Here is a 22,461-nt window from a genome sequence, read left to right as displayed (position 1 = left end):
ACCAGGCCGCCCTCGACCTCGCAGCCCAGGCCGACGAACGCCGCACCCGCATGGAAACCCGCCTCGCCGGCATCCCCGGACAACGCTCCCAGGACACGAGAGAAGCCCTGTCGCGTACGCGGTAGGCACCGGGGCCGGGGCAGGGGCCACCGGGCAACCAGGGTGGCTCCGAGACCGGTGCTCGCGAGCCAGGTGCCTCCGATCGGGGTGGCTCCGAGGAGGGTGGCTCCAAGGCGGGTGCTGTTGATCCGCGAGTGGCGAGGCGTGTCGTTCAGGGGTGCATGCGTGCGCCCTTGAGGGCCTTGTCCACCGCATTGCGTGGCCCGTGGACGACCAGGCCCACCAGGTCGAGCTGGTCCTTGCCCACGGCCTCCACCGCCGCCCGGTTGTCCCGGTCATTGCCCGTGCCGAAGAGATCCGACGTGAACACCGCGCACAGCAATGAGCGGGAGAGCGCCCGGCTGTGCGCGGCGGTCATCGTCTCCTTCGACCCCTCGAAGACCAGCACGGGCTGGCGGAACATCGGCAGATACGAGGTGCCCTCGGCGTCCCGGTACGGCTCGCCGATGACCTCGGGCGACACCGTGCCGAGCCCGCTGACCAGGAAGGAGGTCACGTTCAGCCGCTGCCAGGTCGCCAGGTCGTCGCGCAGCAGAACAGCGATCTTGGAGTCGAAGCGCACCGGCGCGCTCGCCTCCCTCGCAACCGCCCCGGCCGCTGCACCGGCCTCGACCTCCGTTCGGGCCCCGGCCCGCACGTCCGTTCCTGCCTCAGCTTCGTTCCTGTTTCTCATGCTTCGAGACTGCGCGATGCACGCCTGCCACGTCTTGTACGTTCTTAACGTGAAGCCCCGGCAGGAGATCTCCGCCTGGCGCCCGGCGGTCGCTGGTGTCGTGGAGGTCTTCCACGCTCATTTCACCGAGCACGCCTATCCCATGCACGTCCACGACGCGTGGACCCTGCTGATCGTGGACGACGGCGCGGTCCGCTACGACCTGGACCGCCATGAGCGCGCCACCCCGAACGACACGGTGAGCCTGCTCCCGCCCCAGGTCCCGCACAACGGCTCACCCGCCACTCCGGACGGCTTCCGCAAGCGCGTCGTCTACCTCGACATGACGCAGCTGGAGGAGCGCCTCATCGGGCCGTCGGTGGACAGCCCGGACATCATCGACCCCCTCCTGCGCAGGCGCGTCGGACAACTGCACACGGCCCTCGCGCACCACGGCGACGAATTCGAGTCGGAGAGCCGCCTGGCCCTCATCGGTGAGCGACTGCGCGAACATCTGCGTCCCACGGCGGCCGTCGGCGGCGCGGCGCCCGACCGCGGCATCGCCGACAGCCTGCGGGGCCTCCTCGACGAGCGGCTGATCGCCGGCGTCGCCCTGGACGAGGCCGCACGCCTGCTCCACGCCCACCCCGCGCATCTCGTACGTGCCTTCAGCGGTGTCTTCGGCATCGCTCCGCACCAGTACGTCGTATCCCGCCGCGTCGACCTCGCGCGCCGTCTGCTGCTCGACGGGCAGCCGCCGCGCGAGGTGGCGACCGACGCGGGCTTCTACGATCAGTCCCACCTCAACCGGCACTTCAAGCGGGTGGTGGGCACCACTCCGGGGCTGTACGCCTCGCGCAGCACATCGCGGTGACCGCTCGGCCGTTGCGGGTGACACATGGAAGCGCCCGATCGCTGGCGACGGGGGATGCACCAGCGATCGGGCTGCGGGCAAGGCTAACAAGGTTGTTTGCGCGGAACGCGGCAACTTCCTTGACACGGCAGGCAGTTGTGACCGGGATCACTCGACTCCGTCAATCGCCGCACGGCGGCTCGTACGAGAGACGGGGCAGATACTCGTGCCATTTGTCCGGCGTCAGAACACCCCGAGTGGTGGAGCAGATGCGGCGAATGGCCTTGTCGATGTCCAGGCTCCACAGCCGGACGCTGTCGGCACCGCTCGACACTCCGAGCATGTGGCTCTTGGGGCTGAACGACAAGAAGTTGCCGGTCTTGGCGTTGGGGCTCATCGACTGACCGATGGGGGTCGCCCCGGCGGGCTGGGTGACGTTCCAGAGCCGCACCATGTCGTCATTGCCACCGCTGGCCAGGGTGCGGCCGTCCTGGCTGAACGTCAGTGACACGATCGCCTCGGTGTGACCTGTGAGCGTGGAGAGCCGGGTTGTCCTGAGGGGGTCGGTGACATTCCAGAGGCGCACGGTGTTGTCGTCGCTGCCGCTGGCCAAGGTGTGGCCGTCCGGGCTGTAGGCGAGCATGTTGACGGGCCCCAGGTGTCCCTTGAGGGAGGTACCGAGCCGGGTGACATGACCCGGGTCGGCCACGTTCCAGAGGCGGACGGTGCCGTCGGCGCTGCCGCTGGCGAGGGTGCGGCGATCGGGACTGAAGATGAGGGAGTTGACGTAGCCCCGGTGGCCGGTGAGCGGCGCGCCGAGCCGGCGGAGGTGTGACGGGTCGCCGGCGTTCCACAGCTGGACGGTGCGGTCCTCGTAGGCGGTTGCCAGGGTGTTGCCGTCCGGACTGAAGGCCAGTGCGTCGGGGCCCGCGTAACGCGTCTTCAGCGCGACGGGCGGCCCGTGGGGGACCGGCCGGGCCGGGTCGGTGACGTTCCACAGCTGCACCGCGCGGCTTCCCGTCAGCACCGCGAGCGTGTGGCCGTCGGGGGAGAAGGCCAGCGACCGCACGTCGCCCTCCCCGGGCATGAACGGTTTGCCCAGCAACGCGGGCCGGTCAGGCGCTTTCACGTTCCACAGCCGGACCCTCGCGTCGCGCGCGGCGGTGGCGAGCACGTGCCCGTCCGGGCGGAAGGCTCCGATGCGACCGGTCATGTCCGACGTCGGGATCGACCACAGGCGGACCTTGCTGTCGCCGCTCCCGGTGGCGAGGGTCCGCCCGTCGGGGCTGAACCCCACGGCGTACATCTCGCCGCTGCTGCCGGCGAGCGGCTCGCCGACCTGCGACGGGTAGGCCGGATTGCTGACGTTCCAGATGCTCGCCGTGCTGTCCGCGCTGCCGGCCGCGAGCGTCTTTCCGTCAGGGCTGAAGGCCACTGACCACACGGGACCGGTGTGGCCGGTGAGCGGACCGCCGAGCGGTGCCGCGTGACCTGGGGCGCCCACGTTCCAGAGCCGGATGGTGTCGTCGGCGCTGCCACTGGCGAGGGTGCGCCCGTCGGGGCTGAAGGCCACCGAGTGCACCGTGCTCCGGTGGCCGGTCAGCGCCGAGTCGATCGGCTGCGGATGACGTGGATCTGCCGTGTCCCACAGCTTGATCGTGCCGTTGTCGGCCCCGGCTGCCAGCGTCCGTCCGTCGGGGCCGAAGGCCACGGAGCGCACCGCGGTGGTATGCCCGGGAAGGGCGCCGAGAGCCCTCGGCCGACGCGGGTCGGCCACGTTCCACAGGCGGACGGTGTGATCTTCGCCGGCGGAGGCGAGAGTGCGTCCGTCGGGGCTGAAGGCGAGCAGGTAGACCGTGCCGTCGTGGCTGGTCAAGGGCGTGCCGATCGGTCGCGGACGGCGGGGGTCGCGTACGTCCCACATCCGGATCGTGCCGTCGTCCGAAGCGCTGGCCAGGGTGTGCCCGTCCGGGCTGAAGACCGCGGTGCTCACCCAGCTCTTGTGGCCGGTGAGGGGCTTGCCCAGGGGTTTCGGGCGGGTCGGGTCCGCCACGTCCCACAGTCGGACGGTGCGGTCGTAGCTGGCGGTGGCCAGGAGACGTCCGCTGGGGCTGAACGAGGTGAGGTAGACGGCGCCGGTGTGGCCGAGAAGCGGTGTGGCCAGCGGGGCGTTGACCGTGGAGATCAGCCGGTTGTTCGTGTCCTCGTCGTCCGGTCGCAAGCGGTGTGCCACCAGGTCGAGTTGAGCGGACAGTGACGGATCCGTGTACTGGACGCGATCGGCTTCGGCGAGCACCTGCCCGAACACCGCATCGTCGCGCTGCTGCCACGCGATCACCGCCGAACCGGCCGCCAGCAGAGCCAGGACGGCCAGTGCCGCGACCGCACCACGCCTGATCCGGTCGGTGCGCTTGCGCAGCTTGACCGAAGCGGCCAGGAATTCCACCGCGCCGCGGGTCAGAAAGGTGTCACCGGCGGATGCTGCCCAGCTGCGGGCTTGCTGCAGACGCGATCCCCGGTAGAGCAGCGACGTGTCGCGGTTCGAGCCCTCCCAGGCCCTGCCGTCCTCCTCCAGCCGTTGGCGCAGCAGGTTGCCGTTGCGGTCCTCGTCGATCCAGTCGCGCAGGCGTGGCCAGGCGTGGAGCAGCGCTTCATGGGTGATCTCCACAGCGTCCGCGTCGAGTGTCACCAGTCGGGCGTGCACCAGCGCTTCGAGTGATTCCTCCGTCTTGTCGGGGTCCCTCGACTCCTCCGCCAGTTGGCGCCGCGTCCCCCGCCTGCGGGTGGCGTGGGTGTCCTCGCCCAGCCGGACGAGCCTGAGGAGGAGCAGTCTCGCGGCCGTGCGTGCCGCCGGGTCGAGGCTGGTCCAGGCCCGCTCCGCGGTCGCCGCCACCGCTCCCTGGATGCCGCCCGCCGCGCGGTAGCCGGCCAGCGTCAGCCTGCCCGCCTTGCGCCGCTGCCAGGTGGCGAGCAGGGCGTGGGAGAGCAGCGGCAGCACCCCCGCGTCGTGCGCCCCGCCGGGCCCGTCGGCGCTCACTTCCCGGACGATCAGTTCCGCCAGCCCCGGTTCGAGTTCCAGGCCGACGGCCTTGGCCGGGCCGGTCACCGCTTCGCGCAGTTCCGCGGTGGTCAGCGGACCGAGCACCATGTGGCGGTGCTGCAGCGCGTCGGCCAGTTCGGGATACGCCAGGCAGCGCTCGTAGAAGTCGGCGCGTATGCCGAGGATGACGAGCAGCGGGGCCGGGTCACCCGAGGACGGGTGTCCCTCCTGCTCGGTCGCAGTCGAGAGCTCGGGGGAGGGCGTGCATGCGGCGTGGAGGATCTGGAGGAAGGTGCGCCTGTTCGTATCGTCGGAGCAGAGGGTGAACGCCTCCTCGAACTGGTCCACGACGATGACCGGACGGGCGGGGGAGGGCGTCTCGCGTCGCGCCCAGGCCGTGGCGGCCTCGCGTACCGCGTGCGCGAAGCGCGGAGTGCCGGGCTTCGCGGCCGCTGCTCCCCGATCGGCGGAGAGGATCTGCGCCAGGTCGGGGATCCGGCGGGTCAGTTCCCGGAGAGGGTCCGCTCCCGGTACGAGCTGCACCACCGCCCGCTCCGCGCCGTCCTCGTCGCCCAGTGTGCCCTGCTGCAACGCGGGCACCAGGCCGGCGTTCAGCAGGGAGGATTTCCCTGCGCCCGAGGCGCCCACGAGCATGACCAGGCCGCCCCCTGTCTTCTCCACCGCGTGGAGCTGAGCGACGAGGGCGTCCCTGCACCGCTCGCGGCCGAAGAACCACCGGGCGTCCTGGTGCCGGTACGAAGCGAGCCCACGGTAGGGGCACACACCGGAAACGTTCGGCGCTTCGGCCTCGGGGTGCTCCTCCTCTTCCGCGGAGGTAGCGGCGCGGCCGCCGACCGGGTTGGCGACCGCGTGCTCCCACAGGCGCTGCCACTGGGCGAGGTCGTACAGGCCCGGGGAGACCGGCGTCGGCCGTGCACGCCGCGCTTGGGGGATCAGAATGTGCAGCACCGCGGCGAGGGCCGCGAACTGGGCAGGTACGTTCTTGGCTCGTCGCCAGTCGCTGATCCGCTGGACGGACACCCGCACGGGGCGTCCTCGTTCGTCGACCCGCTGCAGCCGGACGACCGCCTCGGCCACCTTCTTGAGGGGAGGGTTGCCGGCCTCCTTGTACAGCAGTGCGAGACGTTCCGCGAAGGCTGTGCGTGCCCCTGAGTCGGAACTCAAGGTCTCCACTCCTTACTTCCCCCGCACCTGGACATCCGGACCGGAAAACTCACCCTATCCGGCTGACCTGCGGTGACGCCGTCTTCCGGATGCCGGAACCTCCCCGGAGGGGGCCACAGCTGGCAGGATCACGACGCAGCAGCAAGCAACCGAGGCGTCGTCCGGACAGGCCACCAGCTCGGTACTCGAATTGACCAGTCCTGACGCCGCAATTTCTCGGCCAACTTCCGTCGCCGTGCGGTGACGGCCCCGTCGCCTGAACCGGGAAGACCGTGGAGCCGGCCCATCCGGACCGCTCTCGCGTCGACCGGTGATCCAGTTCCCCGATCCGCGCCGATGCGGCGCGGATCGACACAGACCGCGCCGTTCGGTACCGGTCCCCACGAGGGGAGGGACCGGTACCGATGGCGCGGAGCGGAAGCTCTGCGGGCCGGCACATGGCCGTCCGGCGGAGGAGCCCGGAGCGATCCCGGGCCACTCGCCCGGCTTTCACCCTGCTCCGGGCGGCAGCGGCACACGTTCCGGCCGGGCGCTCTCCCGCCGAACTCATGCGGGAGCATCGCGCTGCTCGCCACGCGCCGGCGGAAGCAGCAGATCTCTCTCGGGGTGCCGCTCGCCGCGCACGCCGCCCTGGACACCGAGGTCGCGTCTGGCGGCCTCGTGGAAGGCATTGATCGAGGCGAAGACCGCACGATTGCGGGCGCGCCACTCCTCCAGCGTTCCGGCCGTCCTGCCGGTGGCGTGCCAGTCGACCTCCGCCGCCACCGCGTTCAGCTCGTGAGCCGCCTCGACCACATCGTCCCCGCCGAGGAGCATGATCCGCTCGAAGGCCCGCCCCCGCAGCCGCCCGGCTTCGGCGACCTCGGCCAGCAGCTCGGCCTCGGGCTTGTCTCTCGGCCGGAGCCCTTCCCTGCTCTCGTAGAGCTGCACGGCCAGGAAGATGCACGCCCGCATCCGGTCCACGTACGACTCGTAGGCACTCAGCTTCGCCTCGTCCCACCGCGTCTGGAGCTGGTAGCGGTTGCGACTGCGCTCCATCAGGTAATTCGCCCCGAACGACGTCAGCGCGCCGAGCAGTACGGCAGCGATCGTCACGAGCTGCTCGGTGGCACCCAAGCCGTCCCCCCAGACAACTGAACCATCGTTGGTGTCCGGGGAAGCTTACGGCCGGGTACGACCGGCACGCCTCCTTCGGGTCCGCCCCCGACGCCTGCTGCGGCGAACGCCTTGCCCCCTCAACGCGCTCTCTGTACCGTCAATGAATCTGACGGATCGTCAGATCTGTCCGCAGGTGGAATCCGTGGAGAGGTCCCCATGACTGGCGAGACAAACGGCACGACCGACATTCCCCGGGTCATCAGCGTGGACGACCACGTGATCGAGCCGGCGCACCTCTTCGAGACGTGGCTACCGGCGAAATTCCGGGACCGGGGCCCCAAACCGCTGACGGCCGGTATCGGTGAGCTGGCCTACGTCGGCGGCAAGTACAAGTTCACGACCGACCCGGAGGGCCAGCAGACGGACTGGTGGCAGTACGAGGGGGACCTCTTCCCCTACAAGCGCATCATCGCCGCCGTCGGCTTCTCCCGGGACGAGATGACCCTCGACGGGATCACCCGCGAACAGATGCGTCGTGGCTGCTGGGATCCCAAGGCGCGCCTGGCGGACATGGACGTCAACCACGTCGAGGCGTCGCTCTGCTTCCCGACGTTCCCCAGGTTCTGTGGCCAGACGTTCGCCGAGGCGCGCGACAAGGAGGTGGGCCTGGCCTGCGTGCGCGCGTACAACGACTGGATGGTGGAGGAGTGGTGCGGCGACAGCGGCGGGCGGCTCATCCCGCTCTGCCTCATCCCCCTCTGGGATGTGGACCTGGCGGTTCAGGAGATCCGGCGGAACGCGGCGCGCGGGGTGCGTGCCGTGACGTTCAGCGAGATCCCCACGTATCTCGGGCTGCCGTCCATCCACAGCGGTTACTGGGACCCTTTCTTCGCGGAGTGTGAGGCCACCGGAACGGTGGTGTGCATGCACATCGGGTCCAGTTCGCAGATGCCGGCCGCGTCCCCCGACGCCCCGCCGGCCGTCCAGGCGTCGCTGAGCTTCAACAACGCCATGGCCTCGATGATGGACTTCCTCTTCAGCGGCGTGCTGGTGAAATTCCCGCGCCTCAAGCTCGCGTACGCCGAAGGGCAGATGGGGTGGATTCCGTACGCCCTGGAGCGCGCGGACGACGTCTGGGAGGAGCACCGGGCCTGGGGCGGAGTACGTGACCTGATCCCGGAGCCCCCGTCGACGTACTACTACCGGCAGATCTTCTGCTGCTTCTTCCGGGACAAGCACGGTGTGGACGCCATCGATGTGGTCGGTGTCGACAACGCGACCTTCGAGACCGACTATCCGCACGTCGACTCCACCTGGCCGCACACCAAGAAGGTCGCGGCGGAACACGTCGCCGGTCTCTCTCCGGAGGTGACCTACAAGCTCCTGCGCGGCAACGCGATCCGCATGCTCGATCTGGACTTCGACAAGGCACGCTGACGCGAAAGGCCGTACCGCCGCGCGTCGGTACGGCCCTTCTGCGGGCGCAGGCGCCCTGCGTCATCGTCGTCCCCGGTCAATCGCGCGATCACCTACGAGGTACCGGCCGATCGCCCGTAGGCTGGATGCGGGACGACATTGTTCGAGGTCGAGGAGCTGCCGTGTCCAACGCCGCCAGGGAGATCGGCCTCGATCTCACCCGTTGGTATGTCCGTTACGGGCCCGGGGCCGTCGGCAAGGCGGCGGTCGTCGAGAACTTCCTCAACGCCGGCCTGAGGGACCACCCGCGGTTACGCCGGGCCAGGACCCGCTTCGGCGCGACGTTCCTCACCGACACCCAGGACCTGATCCAGCGCTACCTCTACGAGTTCGGTGTCTGGGAGCCGCACCTGACGCACTGGCTGGAGGCCCGGCTCAAGCCCGGGGACGTGTTCATCGATGCCGGGGCGAACATCGGGTACTACAGCGTGCTGGCGTCGAAGCTCGTCGGGACGGCGGGCGGTGTGGTCGCGATCGAGGCATCGCCTGACTTCCACCGCAGGCTGACCACGCATGCGCGCATGAACGGCTGCACCAACGTCCGTGCCGTCCGTGCCGCCCTCTCGGACCGGGAGAGGAAGGTCAGGTTCGTCCTGGCCAGCTCGCGCAACATGGGCGCGAACAGCGTCGTCCCGTACGACGGAGTGGCGGAATCCACGTTCGAGACGGTCGCCGTGCCCTTGCCCGAAGTCGTCACGGAGGAGGAGATCGCCCGCGCACGGGTGATCAAAATCGACGTCGAAGGGGCGGAGGGGGCGGTCCTCCGGGGGCTGGCGCCGATGCTCGGCCGGCTCCGGCCCGATGCGGAGCTGGCCATCGAGGTCACCCCGCAGAGGATGGGGGAGTTGGGCGACTCCGTCGAGGAGTTGCTGGAGACACTGAAGTTTCACGGCTTCCACACCTACCAGCTGCCCAACGACTACACCGCCCGCAACTACCCTGCCTCCCGGACCGGGGAGCCCAGGGCAGCCCGTCGCTGTCGGCAGCCCATCGTCGAGGAGAGCGAACTCATCTTCTCCCGTACGGACGCGGAGACACTCCCCTGAGGCCCTCCTGATCCCGGGGCCCCCTTCCGAGGTCCATCCCGCTTCGCGTCCACGGGATCGACCAGCCCTCCCCGGGCCCTACGATCCGCCGAAGCGCCAGCCCTCCATCGAGGCCAGCATCCGGGCACGAGTCGCGATCACCGAGAACCGTGCCTCCCGCTCGACCTCATCCGCATGCGCAGGCTGGCTGGTCACCTGTCCCGGCCACTTCCGGTAGAGCAGCCCGGTCTCGGCGGAGAACCAGCCGCGGCTGACCGCGCTCAGGGCCAGCAGCAGTCCGGTGTCCTCGGAGGCCGGCAGGGCCATCCAGCCGCCGAGGGCCAGCAGCAGGTCCCGGCGTACGAAGAGGGTGGCCGGGTGCACCTGGGCGCGGTAGCCGTGGTCCAGCCAGTGCTGGAGGACGGTGCCACGGTCGATCGGGCCCTGGGGAGGGTCCTGGTCGAAACCGACGGTGGACCCGTCAGGCAGGTAGTCGAGCACGCGGGACGTCGCCCACCCGACCGCCGGATCGTCCGTCAGCGCCCTGAGGTCCCGGGCGAGCGCACCGGGCGCGAGCATGTCGTCCGCGTCGAGCACCTTGACGTACTCGCCCTCGGCCCGTGACAGGCCGACCGTGCGCGCCATCGCCGCACGGCCCTGGCGGCCCTGGCCGAAGCTGATCCGAGGGTCCTCGGGTACGTGCGGCGCGACCTCTTGCGTCTCGCCGTCCTCCTGGATGACCCACTGCCAGTCCCAGCCGGCCAGCAACTCCTGGGCCAGGAGCGACTTGTAGGCGTCGGCGAGGTAGGGGGCGGACGGCGGGTGGACGGCCGTGATCACCGTGATGAGGTGCGTCACCGTCACCACCTGGCCAGCGGGGTCGTGAAGACCAATTCGGTGCGGTCCCCGGGGATCACCAGGTCGGATACCTCCACCACCCGCCCGGTGGTCCCGACGGAGAGCTTTCGGAGTTGGATCACGGAGACACCCTTCTGGAGGCCGAGTTCCTCGGCCTCCTCTGCTGTGGGAGGCCGGGCCGTTATGCGCTCGACGATGCGGTCCAGCTCGATGCCCACCGTGAGCAGCTGGCTCTGTGTGCCGCCGGGCCAGGGCTCCTTGGTCTCGTCGAGGAGATCGGGATTGCGCGCGACCAGGTCGTGGACCAGATGCGAGGTGATGAGGTTGAACGGCGCGTCCTCGTCACGGTGGAAGGTGCGGTAGCTGCGCCGCAGCAGTGTCGTGCCCACGGCCACGGCGAAGGCCGCCGCCAGGCCGGCGTCGGCCTCCGCCGTCCGGTATTCGGCCTTGAAGGCGAGATCGGAGGGGGTGAGGCCGGTGTCATGCTCGGTGGACCCGGTCTTCAGACGCTCGGTCTCCACCAGCCGCGCACGGTCCTTCTCCCACTGATGGCGCTCGTTCGAGCGCTCCACCCGCTGCCGCTGCTCGCGGACGAAGTTGCCGACACCGTGCCGTTTGTCGATGAGCCCCTCGGCCAGCAGCTCGGCCAGCGCGTCGCGCATCGTCGGCACACTGGTCCGGTACTGCTGCGCGAGAGTCGTCTCGGCCGGCAGGCGCTCGCCCGGCTTCAGCCGGCCCGCACGGATGGCCTGACGCAGCGCGTCCGCGATCCGCTCGTACTTCTTGGCCATGCGGTGCTCACCGTCCCTGCTCGTCGAACGGGCCCAGGGTAAGTCCTCAAGAGGAGTTTACGACAGGGGAGCGCTGCGGCAAGCGGGCCGCTCGGGAAGGCCGCCCGGCCGGCGTTCCGCGCCCGTGCGGGGAGGGTGCTCGCCCATATGGCAAACGGAAAGACGAACAGCTGCATTGCGTCGGAAGTCAAAACAACTGTGTCGGCGGTGCTCAGTGGCACCGCCGACACAGCCTGTGTCCCTCAACGCCCACCTATGGGTCGTCGCCCCTCAGGAAGGGGTGGCCGGCTCGCAGGGATCGGAAACGTTGACGCGAGATGCCAAGGACGCTACCGCTCTGATCCTTCTTGCACGCTCTTTCCGCGACCGCCCGGCATCTTGTTGATGGCGTAGGCATACATTCCGGCAAGGACGAACGTCGCCAGATACTGGGCCCAAGTGACCTCGACGAGCACCCTGTTCGCCGCGATGAGCAGACCGGCCCAGAAAACAGTGAATACGATCTTGGCCATCAGATGGTCCAATCTCTCAGGCGAGCGAGGAGAGGCAGCCGGTGGCTCCGGCGACGACGGTCTTGCTCGCGATGTCCTTGGCCACGTCCTTGCTGACGTACCGGCCCACGACCAGTGCGCCGGCCCCACCGATCGCCCCCTTGATCAGGCAGTTCTTCACCATCTTCAGCATCTTGGTGTGGTGCATCAGGTAGGCGCAGTCGTCCTTGCTCTTCGACATGATGCACATCGAACGAGCCTCTTCGATGGGGTTCACCATGCGGGACTCAACGGCGGGTCGCGGGCTCGAATCGGCGTATGCCACACCGGTGCCACCGGCGAGGACGACTCCTCCCAGCATGACGGCGGACATCGCACCGGAGACAATGCTCTTCATTGAATTTTCCCCCAATTCAACTTTCATTCGGCACGGCATGGGTCAGATGCCGCGCTCTTTTGCCGTCAACAAACGTACTGGTTGGTAGCCGTCCATGGAAGCCGAGTTGAGCGGACCTTGAGCTTGACGTTCCGTGAAACTCGTGTGTGCTGTTACATGTTGGCGTTTCGGTTGACTGATATCGCAATGTCCGACATCAAGAGTGCGGGCAGTGAAGTGAAAGGAGAGGGGCCTGCATCCAACTCTGCGCGTATTGAGGGAAGTTCGCGTCTCGCAATTGCGACTGTTCCCTGTCCCGCCGAGCCGGCCGACGCCGTGGGGGGCGTCGTCGCGTATGGCGCGGAGTGTTCGCCGGTGGCGGATCGACGTGCGCAAGACGTGCCCCTGAGAGTGCGTCAGGATGCGCTGGATCCATCGGCATCCGACCCGGCTCCACGGGTCGAGGACGTGGCGAGTCCCGCTCCGCACTCCGCATGGGTGAACAGCTCGGGAACGATCGTGGACGCCGGTGAGCACGGCGTGAACAGCCCGGGGCGGTCTTCGGGCGACGGACCCGCGCCGCCGAAAGTGGCCCAACGCCCCGTGTTTGACTGCCCGTACCGGGGCGTCGCCGCATGTTCCGGCGCACGGCAGCGCATTCGGGGGGCGCCCACGCTCCTTGTGTTTCCGGCCTGTCACAATTCACGTGTACGTCGAACCATTTCCGGATCGGACACGTGATCACCAGTGACACATTTATGCCGTACGCCCCGGGGAGATTCATGACGCGCAGATGGTCACTCATCACCACCATCGCCGTACTGGCCGTCGCGCTGGCCTTCGTTGCCGTCCAGCTGGTGCGCGGTCAGGGTTCCGGTGAGCAGCAGGACGGGGCGAATCCGGCCTCGTCGAGTCCGGGCACCAACGCCGAGTCGCTGCGCGGCGTCGGGTGGTGGCCCCTGCACCGGTCCGGTACAGCGAAGGCGGGTGAGCACGACGCCGTCGTCAACGGCGGCGCAAATTGGACCGACGGCCCAGAGGGCGGCGCCCTTCAACTGGACGGCACCAGCGGATACGCGGACACCGGCTCAATGATCGACACCGCAGGCGAGGACTACTCGGTCGCCGCACGGGTCCGGCTCACCTCCGAGGACCTGGGCGGCTTCCACACCGCGCTGTCCCAGGACGGCGACCAGATCAGCGCGTTCTTCCTCCAGTACTCCGGCCAGGACCGGAACTTCGCCTTCAGTTTCTCCGGTGCCCGTACCGTCGCGGAGAAGACCGAGCAGCCGCAGCCCGGCCGCTGGTACCACCTCACCGGCACGTACCGCCAGAAGGACCACCGGATGCAGCTCTACGTGGACGGGCAACTGGCGGGAAGCAGGACGGCCGCCAGCACGGTGAAGCCCACCGGGCCCGTGGTGATCGGCCGCGGCAAGTTCGGCGGGAAGGCGGCCGACCACTGGCAGGGCGACATCGCCGACGTGCACGTCTACGACCGGGAACTGACGCCCGGCGAGGTGGAATCGCTCTCCTCCCACGAACCGGAATGACGGCGGGCGCCGACGCCCGCCACGGCGGGCGTCGGCCGCCACCGGCGGGCCGCGCACCGAGCGAGCCGGGACGTGCAACGGAGCACGGCCCGGCCGCACACCGTGCCCTGACGGCACGCGCCCCGGAGGAAGCACCGCAGAGGTCGGAACGACAGTGGTGCCGGGGCGTGTTCACCGCCGCCGAGTGCCCGCGGACTCGCCGCGCGGAGCGTACGACCGCTCGCGGCGGCGCCCCGCCGGCGGTCCCGCAGCCGGCTGAACCCGTCTTCCCCACAGACGACCGGAGAGGAAAAGGCCTTGACGGCCAGTGCTTCGACCGAAGACCGAATACCCGGCCCCCCTACCGCGGAACTCCGACCGGACGAGTTCCTCAGAGCCCTCTACCAGTTCCACGGCACCGCGTTGCTGCAGTTCGCCGCACGGCGGCTCGAGGGCGACTGGCACCGTGCCGAGGACGTCCTCCAGGAAGTCGCGATCCGCGCCTGGCGCCACGCAGGGGAGCTCGACCCGACCGCGGATTCGGTGCGGCCGTGGCTGTTCACCGTGCTGCGCAACCTCGTCATCGACGGTCACCGGGCCCGCCAGGCCAGACCACCGGAGACCGGCGACCCGGAACTCGCCCACCTGCCGGTGTCCGACGGCGTGGACCACATCCTCACCTCCCAGGTGCTCATCGACGCGTTGCGCGACCTGCGGCCGCCGCAACGCGAGGTCCTGATGCACGTGCACTACCTGGGGCGCAGCGTCAACCAGACGGCCAAGGTCCTCGGCGTGCCGCCGGGCACGGTCAAGTCGCGGACGTACTACGCCGCCCGCGCCCTGCGGGAGGCGCTGCACAGCCGCGGGCTGCACGCGGACGGCCGCGACCGTGACGCCGGATGAGACTCACGCGAAACGCCCCGCGTGCCGGGTGATCTCCAGGCCGAGCGGCCCGGTGTCGAGCGATCCGCCCGCACCGGCCTGCCAGCGCCACCCCGCCGGCGCGTCGCCCAGCACCAGCAGCGCGTCGCCGCGCCGCAGGCCGTCCAACGCCCCCTCGCGCCGCGGGAGCTGTGAGGCGTCCACGACGAACAGGTGCGGCGCCTCGCCCCGTACCGCGATCCGGCTGCTGCCCTCGATCAGCCGGAAGATCTGGGTGACGTCGGACGCCCCGGGCTCCGGCTCTCCCGGGCCCGCCGAAGCCGCCCTGGCGAATGCCTCCTCCAGGCTGGCCGCGGTGTGCAGCCGCGAGGTCCGCGGGATGTCGCCGGCAATGAGCCCGTCGCCGGCCAGGGATCCCACGAGGGTGACCTCGGCGAGTGCCCCCACCGGGCTGGAGAGCGTCTCGGTGACGACGGCCCGCGCCAGGCTGCGCACCTCTTCGGCCGGGCCCGCAACGGAGACCGGCCCCGCCGCCCGGGAGAGGTCGACAAGGACCCGGTCGGCGCCGTCCAGCCCCACCGTCACCGTCAGCGCGTACGGCAGGGCCGGTTCGCCCTCCGGACCGGGGCGGTGCAGGTTGTCGGGCGAGATCGTCCAGCGCTCGCCGTCCGCCTCGGCGGTCCAGGGCGCGGGGGCGGCCGCCTCCGCCCCGGCCAGCAGCAGACCGAGCCGTTCCTCGGAGTAGACGACGGCGTACAGGTCGGGCAGCGAGCGGCCGGAGCGCACGCATTCGCCCGTCAGCCGGCGCAGGCCCGCGTCGACCACGTCCAGCGCCTCCCGTCCCATGACGGCGGCCGAGGCGGAAGCGGGCTTCGGCGGGCGGGGCCGCCGCTCGGTGACGACCAGCGCGGCCACCGCCCCGATCAGCGCCAGCCCCAGCACCACGGCCAGGACGTACCAGATCATCTTCTGACTCCTTGTCGGGACGTCCCGGCGGCGGAGCCGGGACGGTCGAGCGCGGGGGCGGCACCGCGGCTCGGTCGCGGCGCATGCACCCGAAGGCCACTACGGGGCGCGGACGCGGACGGTTCACCGGCGCGTCCGTGAACCATCCGCGGGCGCGCCCCGTAGGTCCCGTCAGTGGCACGGGAGCCGCCGAGTACGGCTCCCGCGGCCCCCGCATTCACGCCGGCTGGAGGACGTTTCGTGTCGTTGATGTTGACCGTTGTCGAGGGGAGCGGTGACGCGTTCGACGTCCACCTCGACACCGACCCCGACACGCCCCTGGGCGCCGTCGCGGAGGCGCTGGCCGGGGCGGGTGGCGTCCACCGGCCGCCGGAGGGCCTCGGCCTGTACGTCGGCGACCGACTGCTGCCCGCGGACATGCGGCTGCGGGACTCGCCGCTGCACCATGCGGCCATCGTCGGCCTGGGACGCCCGGCGGGCACCTCGTCGGCCGAACCGGACGGGCTGGTGGAGATCCGCGCGGTCGGCGGGGCCGGGGCGGGCGCGGTGCACCGGCTCGACATCGGCGAGTACCGGATCGGCCTGGCCCACGACGGGACCGCCCAGGTGCTGCGCACCGTACCGGCCCGCCCGTTCGCCGTGCTGACGGTGGGCCCCGGAGGGCGCTGCCGCGTGGCGCCCGACGCCTCAGCGCCGGACGGCGACGCCCCGCAGCTGGACCGCGAGGACCTCGCCGAGGCCACCGCCTGGCCGGCCGGCGCACAGCTCGCTCTACCGGGGTCTGGCGGATGCCTGCTCGAACTCGCCCTCCCGCAGCGGCCGGACGCCGCCGTGCAGCCGTCGGAGGACGGCACCGGCTGGGACTACAACCGGCCGCCGCGGCTGCGGCCGGCCGAGAACGCCACCCGCTTCACCCTGCCCACGCCGCCCGGGACGCCCCCCGCCCGGCCGCTGCCGTGGATCACCGCCCTGGCGCCGCTGGTGATGGCGGTGGCCGGTGCACTGGTCTTCGGCCGCATGTCGATGCTGCTGTTCGGGCTGCTCTCGCCGGTCGCGATCGTCGGCAACTACATCATGAGCCGGCGTACCGGCCGTGAGTCCCACTCGGGCGCGGTCGCCGCGTACGAGGAGAAGAAGGCACGCATCGAGGGCGACGCGGAGCAGGCCCTCGCGGCCGAACGCACCGCCCGGCGCCGTGGCTTCCCCGACCCGGCCGAGGTGGTCCTGACCGCCGTCGGCCCCCGGCGCCGCCTGTGGGAACGCCGCACCTCGGACGCCGACTTCCTGGAACTGCGTATCGGGACCGCCGATATGCCGTCCGATGTGGTGCTCCACGACCCGACCAAGGACGAACACCGCCGCCAGGACCCGTGGACCGCGTACGACGTCCCGGTGACGGTGCCGCTGCGCGAGCACGACGTCCTGGGCATCGCGGGCGAGGGCCCGACCGCGCGCGCCGTGGCACGCTGGGCGGTCGCCCAGGCCGCCGTCCTGCACAGCCCCCGTGACCTCCAGATCCACCTGCTGACGACCGGCGGCCCGGGCCGGGACGGCTGGTCCTGGCTGCGCTGGCTTCCGCACGTGCGGAAGAAGTCCGGCGACACCCCGGCCAGCATCGGCTACGGCACGGAGACCTGCGCCCGGCGGGTCGCCGAACTGACCGCGCTGATCGCCGAGCGCGCCGGAGCGGACCGGCGGAACCGGCCCGCCGGACCGGACGTGCTCGTCGTCCTCGACGGGGCCCGCAGGCTGCGTTCGCTGCCCGGCGTGGCGCAGATCCTGCGCGACGGACCGGCCGTCGGCGTCCGCGCGGTCTGCCTGGACGCCGAGGAGCGGCTGCTGCCCGAGGAGTGCCACGCCGTCGTCGTCGAGGAGCCCGGCGGCACCGTGCGGGTGGGACGCTCCGGGAGGGGCACCGTCGGGAGCATCCGGCCCGACGCGGTGTCCCTGGACTGGTGCCGCTCGCTGGCCCGTGCGATGGGCCCGCTGCGGGACCCGGGCGGCGCCGACGAGGAGGCCGCGGTGCTCCCCGGTTCCGCGCGGCTGCTCGACGTCCTCGCCCTCGACCCGCCGCAGGCCGCCGGTATCCGGGCGCGCTGGGCGGCCGGGGGCCGCTCGACCCGGGCGGCCGTCGGCGTCTCCCTGGACGGCCCGTTCTTCCTGGACCTCAAGCGCGACGGCCCCCACGGGCTGGTCGCCGGCACCACCGGCTCCGGCAAGTCCGAACTCCTCCAGACGCTGGTCGCCTCGCTCGCGGTCGCGAACCGTCCGGACGCGATGACGTTCGTCCTCGTCGACTACAAGGGCGGCTCCGCGTTCAAGGACTGCGTGGACCTGCCGCACACCGTCGGTATGGTCACCGACCTCGACGCCCACCTCGTCGAGCGGGCGCTGGTGTCGCTGACGGCGGAACTGACCCGGCGCGAGCACATCCTCGCCGCGGCCGGCGCCAAGGACATCGAGGACTATGTCGAGCTGCTGGAGCGGAACCCGGAGCGCCACACCCCGATGCCCCGGCTGCTCATCGTCATCGACGAGTTCGCCTCGATGGTGCGTGACCTGCCGGACTTCGTGAAGGGCCTGGTCAACATCGCGCAGCGGGGCCGCAGCCTCGGCATCCACCTGATCCTGGCGACGCAGCGCCCCAGCGGCGTCGTCTCCTCGGAGATCCGCGCCAACACCAACCTGCGCATCGCGCTGCGGGTGACGGACTCCGGCGAGAGCCAGGACGTCATCAACTCCCCGGAGGCCGCCGGGATCTCGCAGAGCAACCCCGGCCGCGCCTACGTGCGCTTCGGCCAGAACTCGCTGGTGCCGTTCCAGTCCGGACGGGTCGGCGGACGCCGGCCCGGCGCCGCGGCGACCTCGCTGCCGGCGCCCTGGGCGGTGGCGGTCGGCTGGGAGCGGCTCGGCGAGCCGCTGCCGGCACGGCCCCGCGCCGCGGCCGCCCCCGCCGAGGTGGAGACCGACCTCACCGGACTCGTCACGGCGATCCGTGAAGCGGACCGGGAAATGGGCATCCCCGAGCAGCACAGCCCCTGGCTCCCGCCGCTGCCCGAGGTCCTGACCACCGGCGAACTGCCGCAGCCCCCGCCGTCGGACTACGACCTCGCGCCCGTCGCGTACGGCGTGGTGGACCTGCCCGCACAACAGGCCCGGCTCCCCCTGGTGCTGGACCCCGCGACGCTCGGGCACCTGCACATCATCGGCTCGCCCCGGCAGGGCCGGTCGCAGACGCTGCGCACGCTCGCCGGCATGCTGGCCTACACCCACTCCCCGGACCGGCTGCACATGTACGGCATCGACTGCGGCAACGGCGCGCTGCTGGCCATGGAGGGGCTGCCGCACTGCGGCGCCGTCACCCAGCGCACCCAGCCCGACCGGGTGGCCCGGCTGCTCGCCCGGCTCACGGCGGAACTCACCCGTCGCCAGGAGATGCTCGCCGCCCGCGGCAGCGCCGATCTGCCCGAGCTCCGCCGCGCCCTGCCGGAGGACGAACGGCCGCCCCACATCGTGCTGTTCATCGACCGGTGGGAGGTCTTCGACAAGCAGCTCGGCGAGTACGACGCCGGGAACCTGCTGAGCTCCGTGCTGAACCTGCTCCGGGACGGCGCGAGCGCCGGCATCCACCTGGTGATGACCGGCGACCGGGCGCTGTTCTCCAGCCGGGTCAACGGCTCCACCGAGGACAAGCTCGTGCTGAAGCTGAACGAGAAGTCCGAGTACGGGATGATCGGCATCACCCAGCGCAACGTGCCCGACGAGATCCCGCCGGGCCGGGCGTTCCGCGCCGCGGACAAGGCAGAGGTGCAGATCGCGCTCCTCACGGAGAACCCGGAGGGCCAGGCGCAGGCCGCGGCGCTCCAGCAGATCGGCGAGTACTGCCGGCAGCGGTCGGCTCACCTGCCTGCCGCCACCCGGCCGTTCCGTGTCGACGTCCTGCCGGACCGGCTCTCCTTCGAGGAGGCGGCCCGGTACGTGCCGCGCCCGGTGCCGTCCGCGCGCTGGGCCCTGTCCGGCGTCGGTGGCGACGAACTCAGCGCGTACGGACCGGACTTCGCCATCACGTCGACCTTCCTCGTGGCCGGCCCCGCCCGCTCGGGACGCAGCACCGTCCTGTCGACGCTGGCGCTGTCGCTGCTGGCGACCGGGGTCCCGGTCGTCGTCGGCGCGCCCGCCAGGTCGCCGCTGCGCAACCTGGCCGGACGGCCCGGGGTCCTCGCGGTGTTCGACGAGTCCGACATCGACCCTCTGGCCCTGGAACAGACGCTCTCCGAGGCCCCGGACGGGGCCGTGGTGATCCTCGATGACGCCGACCTGCTGCTGAAGTCGAAGGCCGAGCCCGTCCTCACGCAGATCGCCAAGACCGGTGCCGAGACCGGCCGGGGCCTGGTGATCGCCGGGCAGACCGAGCGGCTCTCCTCCGGCTTCTCCGGCTGGCACACCGAGGCCCGCCGCAACCGGTGCGGACTGCTGCTGAAGCCGCAGAACATGAGCGACGGCGAGCTGATCGGCGTCAAGATCCCCCGCAGCCGTCTGGGCGCGACCCGCCCGGGGCGGGCGATCCTGCACCTGGGTGACGGCGTGCTGCGGACCGTGCAGGTGCCGGAGACGGTGCTGCCGCCGGCCGGGGACTGACCGCTCGTACGGACGCGTTGAGGGCCCCCGTCGATATCGGCGGGGGCCCTCAGGCGTGGATGGCGGGAGCCCTCACGCCGGTGCCGTTTTCACCTTGCCGCCGTCCGCCTTGCCGAAGGCGTCGACGATCGAGTAGATGAAGCCGCCGACGCTGAGGATGAGCCCGATCCCGCTGATGACGGCGTCCAGCTTCGACAAGGGCTGCGGTGGGATGTGCGTGATGGTCTCGATGACTTCCCCGATGCCGTTGAGCACGTCGAACTCGATCGACGCCGCCTCCGCGGTCGGCATGAACCAGAACAGGTTCCTGAACCATTGTCCGAGGCCGACTTTGCCGATGGCGCTGATGCCCTTGCCGATCGCGAGGGCGAACCCGCCCAGGACGACCCCCACGACTCCGGTGACGATGCCGAAGACATCCCATTCCCCGGTTTGCGCCCCCTTGACGATCGACATGACCACCGCCCCGACTCCGAGGAGGACGGAGAGACCGCCGATCACCAGACCGAGAGGACCGGTGACGATCATCGCGACGACGCCGAGAATGGCGCCGACGACGGAGAACGCCAGATTGATCCAGTCCCCAATTTTCTCCCACCAGGACTTCGCGGTGACCGCCTCGTCCTCGGCATCCTGCAACTCCCGCTTGGCCAGGGCCGCGTCGGAGGTACGGAGTTCCTGCGCGTCGACGGCCAGCAGCCGGGCGGCCTCCAGCTCCGCCTCAGCCGCCTCGACGGACTGCGCGGCCTCGTTGTCCGCCTGCTGCGCGTCGGCCAATGCGCGCCGGGCGCTGCTGCGGGCCGCCTCGTCGTCGGGGGGCGGGGCCTCCGCGTTGTCGAGGCTCTTCACGTGGGCGCTCGCCGCGGAGGCCACCTCGGTGGCCGAATCCAGCCGTTGCTTCGCGTCGCGGCCCTTGTCCAGCGCCCGGTCCGCCTGGTCCTGGCTCTCCCGCAGGCGGGTGGCGTACTTCGCGACCGCGTCGGCGGCCGCCTCGTAGGACGAGTGGAGCTTGCCCACCTGCTTGGGCAGTTCGCTGAGCTGGGTCCGCAGCGCCTCCATGGACTTGCCCTCACCGAGCTCGTCGGAGTCCAGCCGGGAGACGACGGAGTGGGCGGACTCGGCGTCGTGGGAGATCGACCGGTATTCCGAGGCGAGTTGCTCAAGAATCTCGGGGTCGCCGGGTGTCGGGTCCTCCGAGAAGCCGAACACCGTTTCCCAGTCGGCCTGCGGTGGCCGTGCCATGTCCCGACCTCACTTCCCGTTCTCGGTGCCGGCGTCGGCGTTTTGCGGAGGGTCCTCGGAGTCGTGGAACCGGAAGGTCGCGGCGATGGCGTCGAACACCTCGAAGAACTTCTCGGCCATGTTGATGTTGGGGGTCGTACTGACGAGCACCATCAGGTCCCGGCTCGACGGCACGGGGATCACGACCTGGTGCACGGCGGTGCGGACGAGGGCCGGCCCTTTGTGGTCGAAGTCCTCGAGCGAGGTCATCCGCCCCACGCTGCCCACCTCGGGCAGCTCCATGATGTGGACGCGGTTCAGCTCCGAACCCCGCCCGGGAGACGTCCTGTTGACGTGAATGCCGCCGGCCAGCATCAGGTCCGCCAGGTCCGTCGACTCGCCCTCGGGGATACGGGTCCGCAGCACCATGGCCGTGGCCGAGAGCGGGCTGCTGTCCGAGAGGAACGCGATCAGGGAGCCGACCTGCAGAGCGCCCTGCGCGTATGCCTCGCGGGCGCTCTTGCGGGTGTTCCGGATCAGCTCGTCCACCAGCTCGCGCGGCACCTCCTTGCCCTTCGCCCGCATGCTCTCCGCCTGCTCCTCGATACGGCGCCGGAGGGCGACGTCCCTGGTGTGCGGGTCCAGGTCGAGGTGGGACCAGGTGGATGGGTAGCGCAGCGTGTAGCGCGCGGGTGCGCCCGGCGGCCGCTGGTCGGAGATCAACAGTCGCTGCTGACCGTTGCCGTCCGTGGTCTCATTTGGATTCATCCAGGGCCTTCCCAGCCTCTTCGTCCGTGCCGGTGAAGTTGTCGACGATGCCCTGCGCGGCCTCCTTGAACGTGTCCACGTTCTCCTGGACCCGTTCGTGGCCGGCCGACCAGGCGCCGTCGAAGCCGTTGACGGCCGAGATCAGACCGGAGTCGCCCACATCGTCCTCCGAACCGACATTGCTCAACTTCGCCGTCTTGTCGATCCGTTGGCGGATGTCTTGCAGTGCGTCCATGGTGTCGGTGAGTTCGTCCACCGGTATGCGAATGCGTGACATGACGCCCCTTTCTCTCCTCGCACCGGCCGTGGGGGGGGGGGGGGGGGGGGGGGGCGGCCGCCGCGGGGGGGGGGGGGGGGGGGGGGGGGGGGGCCGGGGGGGGGGGGGGGGGGGGGGGGGGCGGGGCGGGCCCCCCCCCCCCCGGGGGGGGGGGGGGGGCCCGGGGGGGGGGGCGGCGGGGCGGGCAGTCGCCGGCGGGCGGAGTGGCGCCG

General features: G+C 70.9%; 17 protein-coding genes. 6 read left to right on the top strand and 11 right to left on the bottom strand.

What is annotated here, in order from left to right:
* Nucleotides 1-271: 271 nt before the first annotated feature.
* Entirely contained in the window at nt 272-793 is a 522-nt protein-coding gene (locus tag ACGFZW_RS38540) for a DUF2000 family protein (protein WP_393898002.1), read from the bottom strand.
* Between the two features lie 49 nt (nt 794-842).
* Between ACGFZW_RS38540 and ACGFZW_RS38535 the strand changes: the two genes are divergently transcribed.
* Nucleotides 843-1,646 carry a helix-turn-helix domain-containing protein gene (locus ACGFZW_RS38535; RefSeq protein WP_393898001.1) on the top strand — a complete coding sequence of 268 codons (804 nt, stop codon included), beginning with the start codon at nt 843-845 and terminating at the stop codon, nt 1,644-1,646.
* A 160-nt stretch (nt 1,647-1,806) separates the two neighbouring features.
* Here the strand turns inward: ACGFZW_RS38535 and ACGFZW_RS38530 are convergent, their stop codons facing one another.
* Together ACGFZW_RS38530 and ACGFZW_RS38525 are read right to left on the bottom strand one after the other, a co-directional pair.
* Nucleotides 1,807-5,859 (bottom strand): AAA family ATPase, encoded by a 4,053-nt coding sequence (locus ACGFZW_RS38530; RefSeq protein ID WP_393898000.1) that lies wholly within the window; start codon nt 5,857-5,859, stop codon nt 1,807-1,809.
* Nucleotides 5,860-6,396: 537 nt separating this feature from the next.
* Nucleotides 6,397-6,945 (bottom strand): hypothetical protein, encoded by a 549-nt coding sequence (locus tag ACGFZW_RS38525; protein WP_393897999.1) that lies wholly within the window; start codon nt 6,943-6,945, stop codon nt 6,397-6,399.
* Between the two features lie 219 nt (nt 6,946-7,164).
* Here ACGFZW_RS38525 and ACGFZW_RS38520 point away from each other — a divergent pair, with 219 nt between their 5' ends.
* Complete coding sequence (locus ACGFZW_RS38520) at nt 7,165-8,385, top strand: amidohydrolase family protein (RefSeq protein WP_393897998.1); 1,221 nt, start codon at nt 7,165-7,167, stop codon at nt 8,383-8,385.
* Nucleotides 8,386-8,546: 161 nt separating this feature from the next.
* Nucleotides 8,547-9,470 (top strand): FkbM family methyltransferase, encoded by a 924-nt coding sequence (locus tag ACGFZW_RS38515; RefSeq protein ID WP_393897997.1) that lies wholly within the window; start codon nt 8,547-8,549, stop codon nt 9,468-9,470.
* Between the two features lie 78 nt (nt 9,471-9,548).
* Here the strand turns inward: ACGFZW_RS38515 and ACGFZW_RS38510 are convergent, their stop codons facing one another.
* The 4 genes from ACGFZW_RS38510 to ACGFZW_RS38495 form a co-directional block, all read right to left on the bottom strand.
* Nucleotides 9,549-10,307: a glycosyltransferase family 2 protein gene (locus ACGFZW_RS38510; protein WP_393897996.1), complete on the bottom strand. Its 759-nt coding sequence runs from the start codon at nt 10,305-10,307 to the stop codon at nt 9,549-9,551.
* Nucleotides 10,308-10,309: 2 nt separating this feature from the next.
* The gene (locus ACGFZW_RS38505) at nt 10,310-11,098 is read right to left on the bottom strand and encodes a GntR family transcriptional regulator (protein ID WP_393897995.1); all 789 of its coding nucleotides are present in this window, start codon (nt 11,096-11,098) and stop codon (nt 10,310-10,312) included.
* A gap of 329 nt (nt 11,099-11,427) precedes the next feature.
* Nucleotides 11,428-11,610 (bottom strand): hypothetical protein, encoded by a 183-nt coding sequence (locus ACGFZW_RS38500; protein WP_393897994.1) that lies wholly within the window; start codon nt 11,608-11,610, stop codon nt 11,428-11,430.
* 16 nt (nt 11,611-11,626) lie between these two features.
* Nucleotides 11,627-11,986 carry a hypothetical protein gene (locus ACGFZW_RS38495; protein WP_393897993.1) on the bottom strand — a complete coding sequence of 120 codons (360 nt, stop codon included), beginning with the start codon at nt 11,984-11,986 and terminating at the stop codon, nt 11,627-11,629.
* A gap of 761 nt (nt 11,987-12,747) precedes the next feature.
* Between ACGFZW_RS38495 and ACGFZW_RS38490 the strand changes: the two genes are divergently transcribed.
* Nucleotides 12,748-13,518 carry a LamG domain-containing protein gene (locus ACGFZW_RS38490; RefSeq protein WP_393897992.1) on the top strand — a complete coding sequence of 257 codons (771 nt, stop codon included), beginning with the start codon at nt 12,748-12,750 and terminating at the stop codon, nt 13,516-13,518.
* Nucleotides 13,519-13,815: 297 nt separating this feature from the next.
* Complete coding sequence (locus ACGFZW_RS38485; RefSeq protein ID WP_393897991.1) at nt 13,816-14,400, top strand: sigma-70 family RNA polymerase sigma factor; 585 nt, start codon at nt 13,816-13,818, stop codon at nt 14,398-14,400.
* Between the two features lie 3 nt (nt 14,401-14,403).
* Here ACGFZW_RS38485 and ACGFZW_RS38480 read toward each other — a convergent pair whose 3' ends face one another.
* Nucleotides 14,404-15,345, bottom strand: coding sequence for a hypothetical protein (locus tag ACGFZW_RS38480; protein WP_393897990.1), 942 nt, complete (start codon nt 15,343-15,345; stop codon nt 14,404-14,406).
* A 249-nt stretch (nt 15,346-15,594) separates the two neighbouring features.
* Between ACGFZW_RS38480 and ACGFZW_RS38475 the strand changes: the two genes are divergently transcribed.
* The gene (locus ACGFZW_RS38475; protein WP_393898003.1) at nt 15,595-19,983 is read left to right on the top strand and encodes an FtsK/SpoIIIE domain-containing protein; all 4,389 of its coding nucleotides are present in this window, start codon (nt 15,595-15,597) and stop codon (nt 19,981-19,983) included.
* Nucleotides 19,984-20,055: 72 nt separating this feature from the next.
* On the opposite strand, the gene ACGFZW_RS38470 is transcribed toward ACGFZW_RS38475, so the two are convergent.
* From ACGFZW_RS38470 to ACGFZW_RS38460, 3 genes are read right to left on the bottom strand one after another with little or no spacing between them, the layout of a single operon-like run.
* On the bottom strand, nt 20,056-21,225 hold the full coding sequence (locus tag ACGFZW_RS38470; RefSeq protein WP_393897989.1) for a putative T7SS-secreted protein: 1,170 nt from the start codon (nt 21,223-21,225) through the stop codon (nt 20,056-20,058).
* A 9-nt stretch (nt 21,226-21,234) separates the two neighbouring features.
* Nucleotides 21,235-21,972, bottom strand: coding sequence for a hypothetical protein (locus tag ACGFZW_RS38465; RefSeq protein ID WP_393897988.1), 738 nt, complete (start codon nt 21,970-21,972; stop codon nt 21,235-21,237).
* On the bottom strand, nt 21,959-22,249 hold the full coding sequence (locus ACGFZW_RS38460; protein WP_393897987.1) for a hypothetical protein: 291 nt from the start codon (nt 22,247-22,249) through the stop codon (nt 21,959-21,961). Before ACGFZW_RS38460 ends, ACGFZW_RS38465 begins: the two co-directional genes overlap by 14 nt.
* Nucleotides 22,250-22,461 lie beyond the last annotated feature (212 nt).

The sequence above is a fragment of the Streptomyces sp. NPDC048248 genome, assembly GCF_043201875.1.
In the GTDB taxonomy this organism is placed as follows: domain Bacteria; phylum Actinomycetota; class Actinomycetes; order Streptomycetales; family Streptomycetaceae; genus Streptomyces.
The sequence above is the reverse complement of the archived record's forward strand: the minus strand, read 5'-3'. Positions and strand labels throughout refer to the sequence as shown.

Bases quoted from the DNA above. Each gene is read 5' to 3' on its own strand.
- ACGFZW_RS38505 (WP_393897995.1), bottom strand. From the start codon at position 11,098: ATGGCCAAGAAGTACGAGCGGATCGCGGACGCGCTGCGTCAGGCCATC.
- ACGFZW_RS38500 (WP_393897994.1), bottom strand. From the start codon at position 11,610: ATGGCCAAGATCGTATTCACTGTTTTCTGGGCCGGTCTGCTCATCGCG.
- ACGFZW_RS38470 (WP_393897989.1), bottom strand. From the start codon at position 21,225: ATGGCACGGCCACCGCAGGCCGACTGGGAAACGGTGTTCGGCTTCTCG.
- ACGFZW_RS38480 (WP_393897990.1), bottom strand. From the start codon at position 15,345: ATGATCTGGTACGTCCTGGCCGTGGTGCTGGGGCTGGCGCTGATCGGG.
- ACGFZW_RS38460 (WP_393897987.1), bottom strand. From the start codon at position 22,249: ATGTCACGCATTCGCATACCGGTGGACGAACTCACCGACACCATGGAC.
- ACGFZW_RS38465 (WP_393897988.1), bottom strand. From the start codon at position 21,972: ATGAATCCAAATGAGACCACGGACGGCAACGGTCAGCAGCGACTGTTG.
- ACGFZW_RS38495 (WP_393897993.1), bottom strand. From the start codon at position 11,986: ATGAAGAGCATTGTCTCCGGTGCGATGTCCGCCGTCATGCTGGGAGGA.
- ACGFZW_RS38520 (WP_393897998.1), top strand. From the start codon at position 7,165: ATGACTGGCGAGACAAACGGCACGACCGACATTCCCCGGGTCATCAGC.
- ACGFZW_RS38540 (WP_393898002.1), bottom strand. From the start codon at position 793: ATGAGAAACAGGAACGAAGCTGAGGCAGGAACGGACGTGCGGGCCGGG.
- ACGFZW_RS38475 (WP_393898003.1), top strand. From the start codon at position 15,595: ATGTTGACCGTTGTCGAGGGGAGCGGTGACGCGTTCGACGTCCACCTC.
- ACGFZW_RS38490 (WP_393897992.1), top strand. From the start codon at position 12,748: ATGACGCGCAGATGGTCACTCATCACCACCATCGCCGTACTGGCCGTC.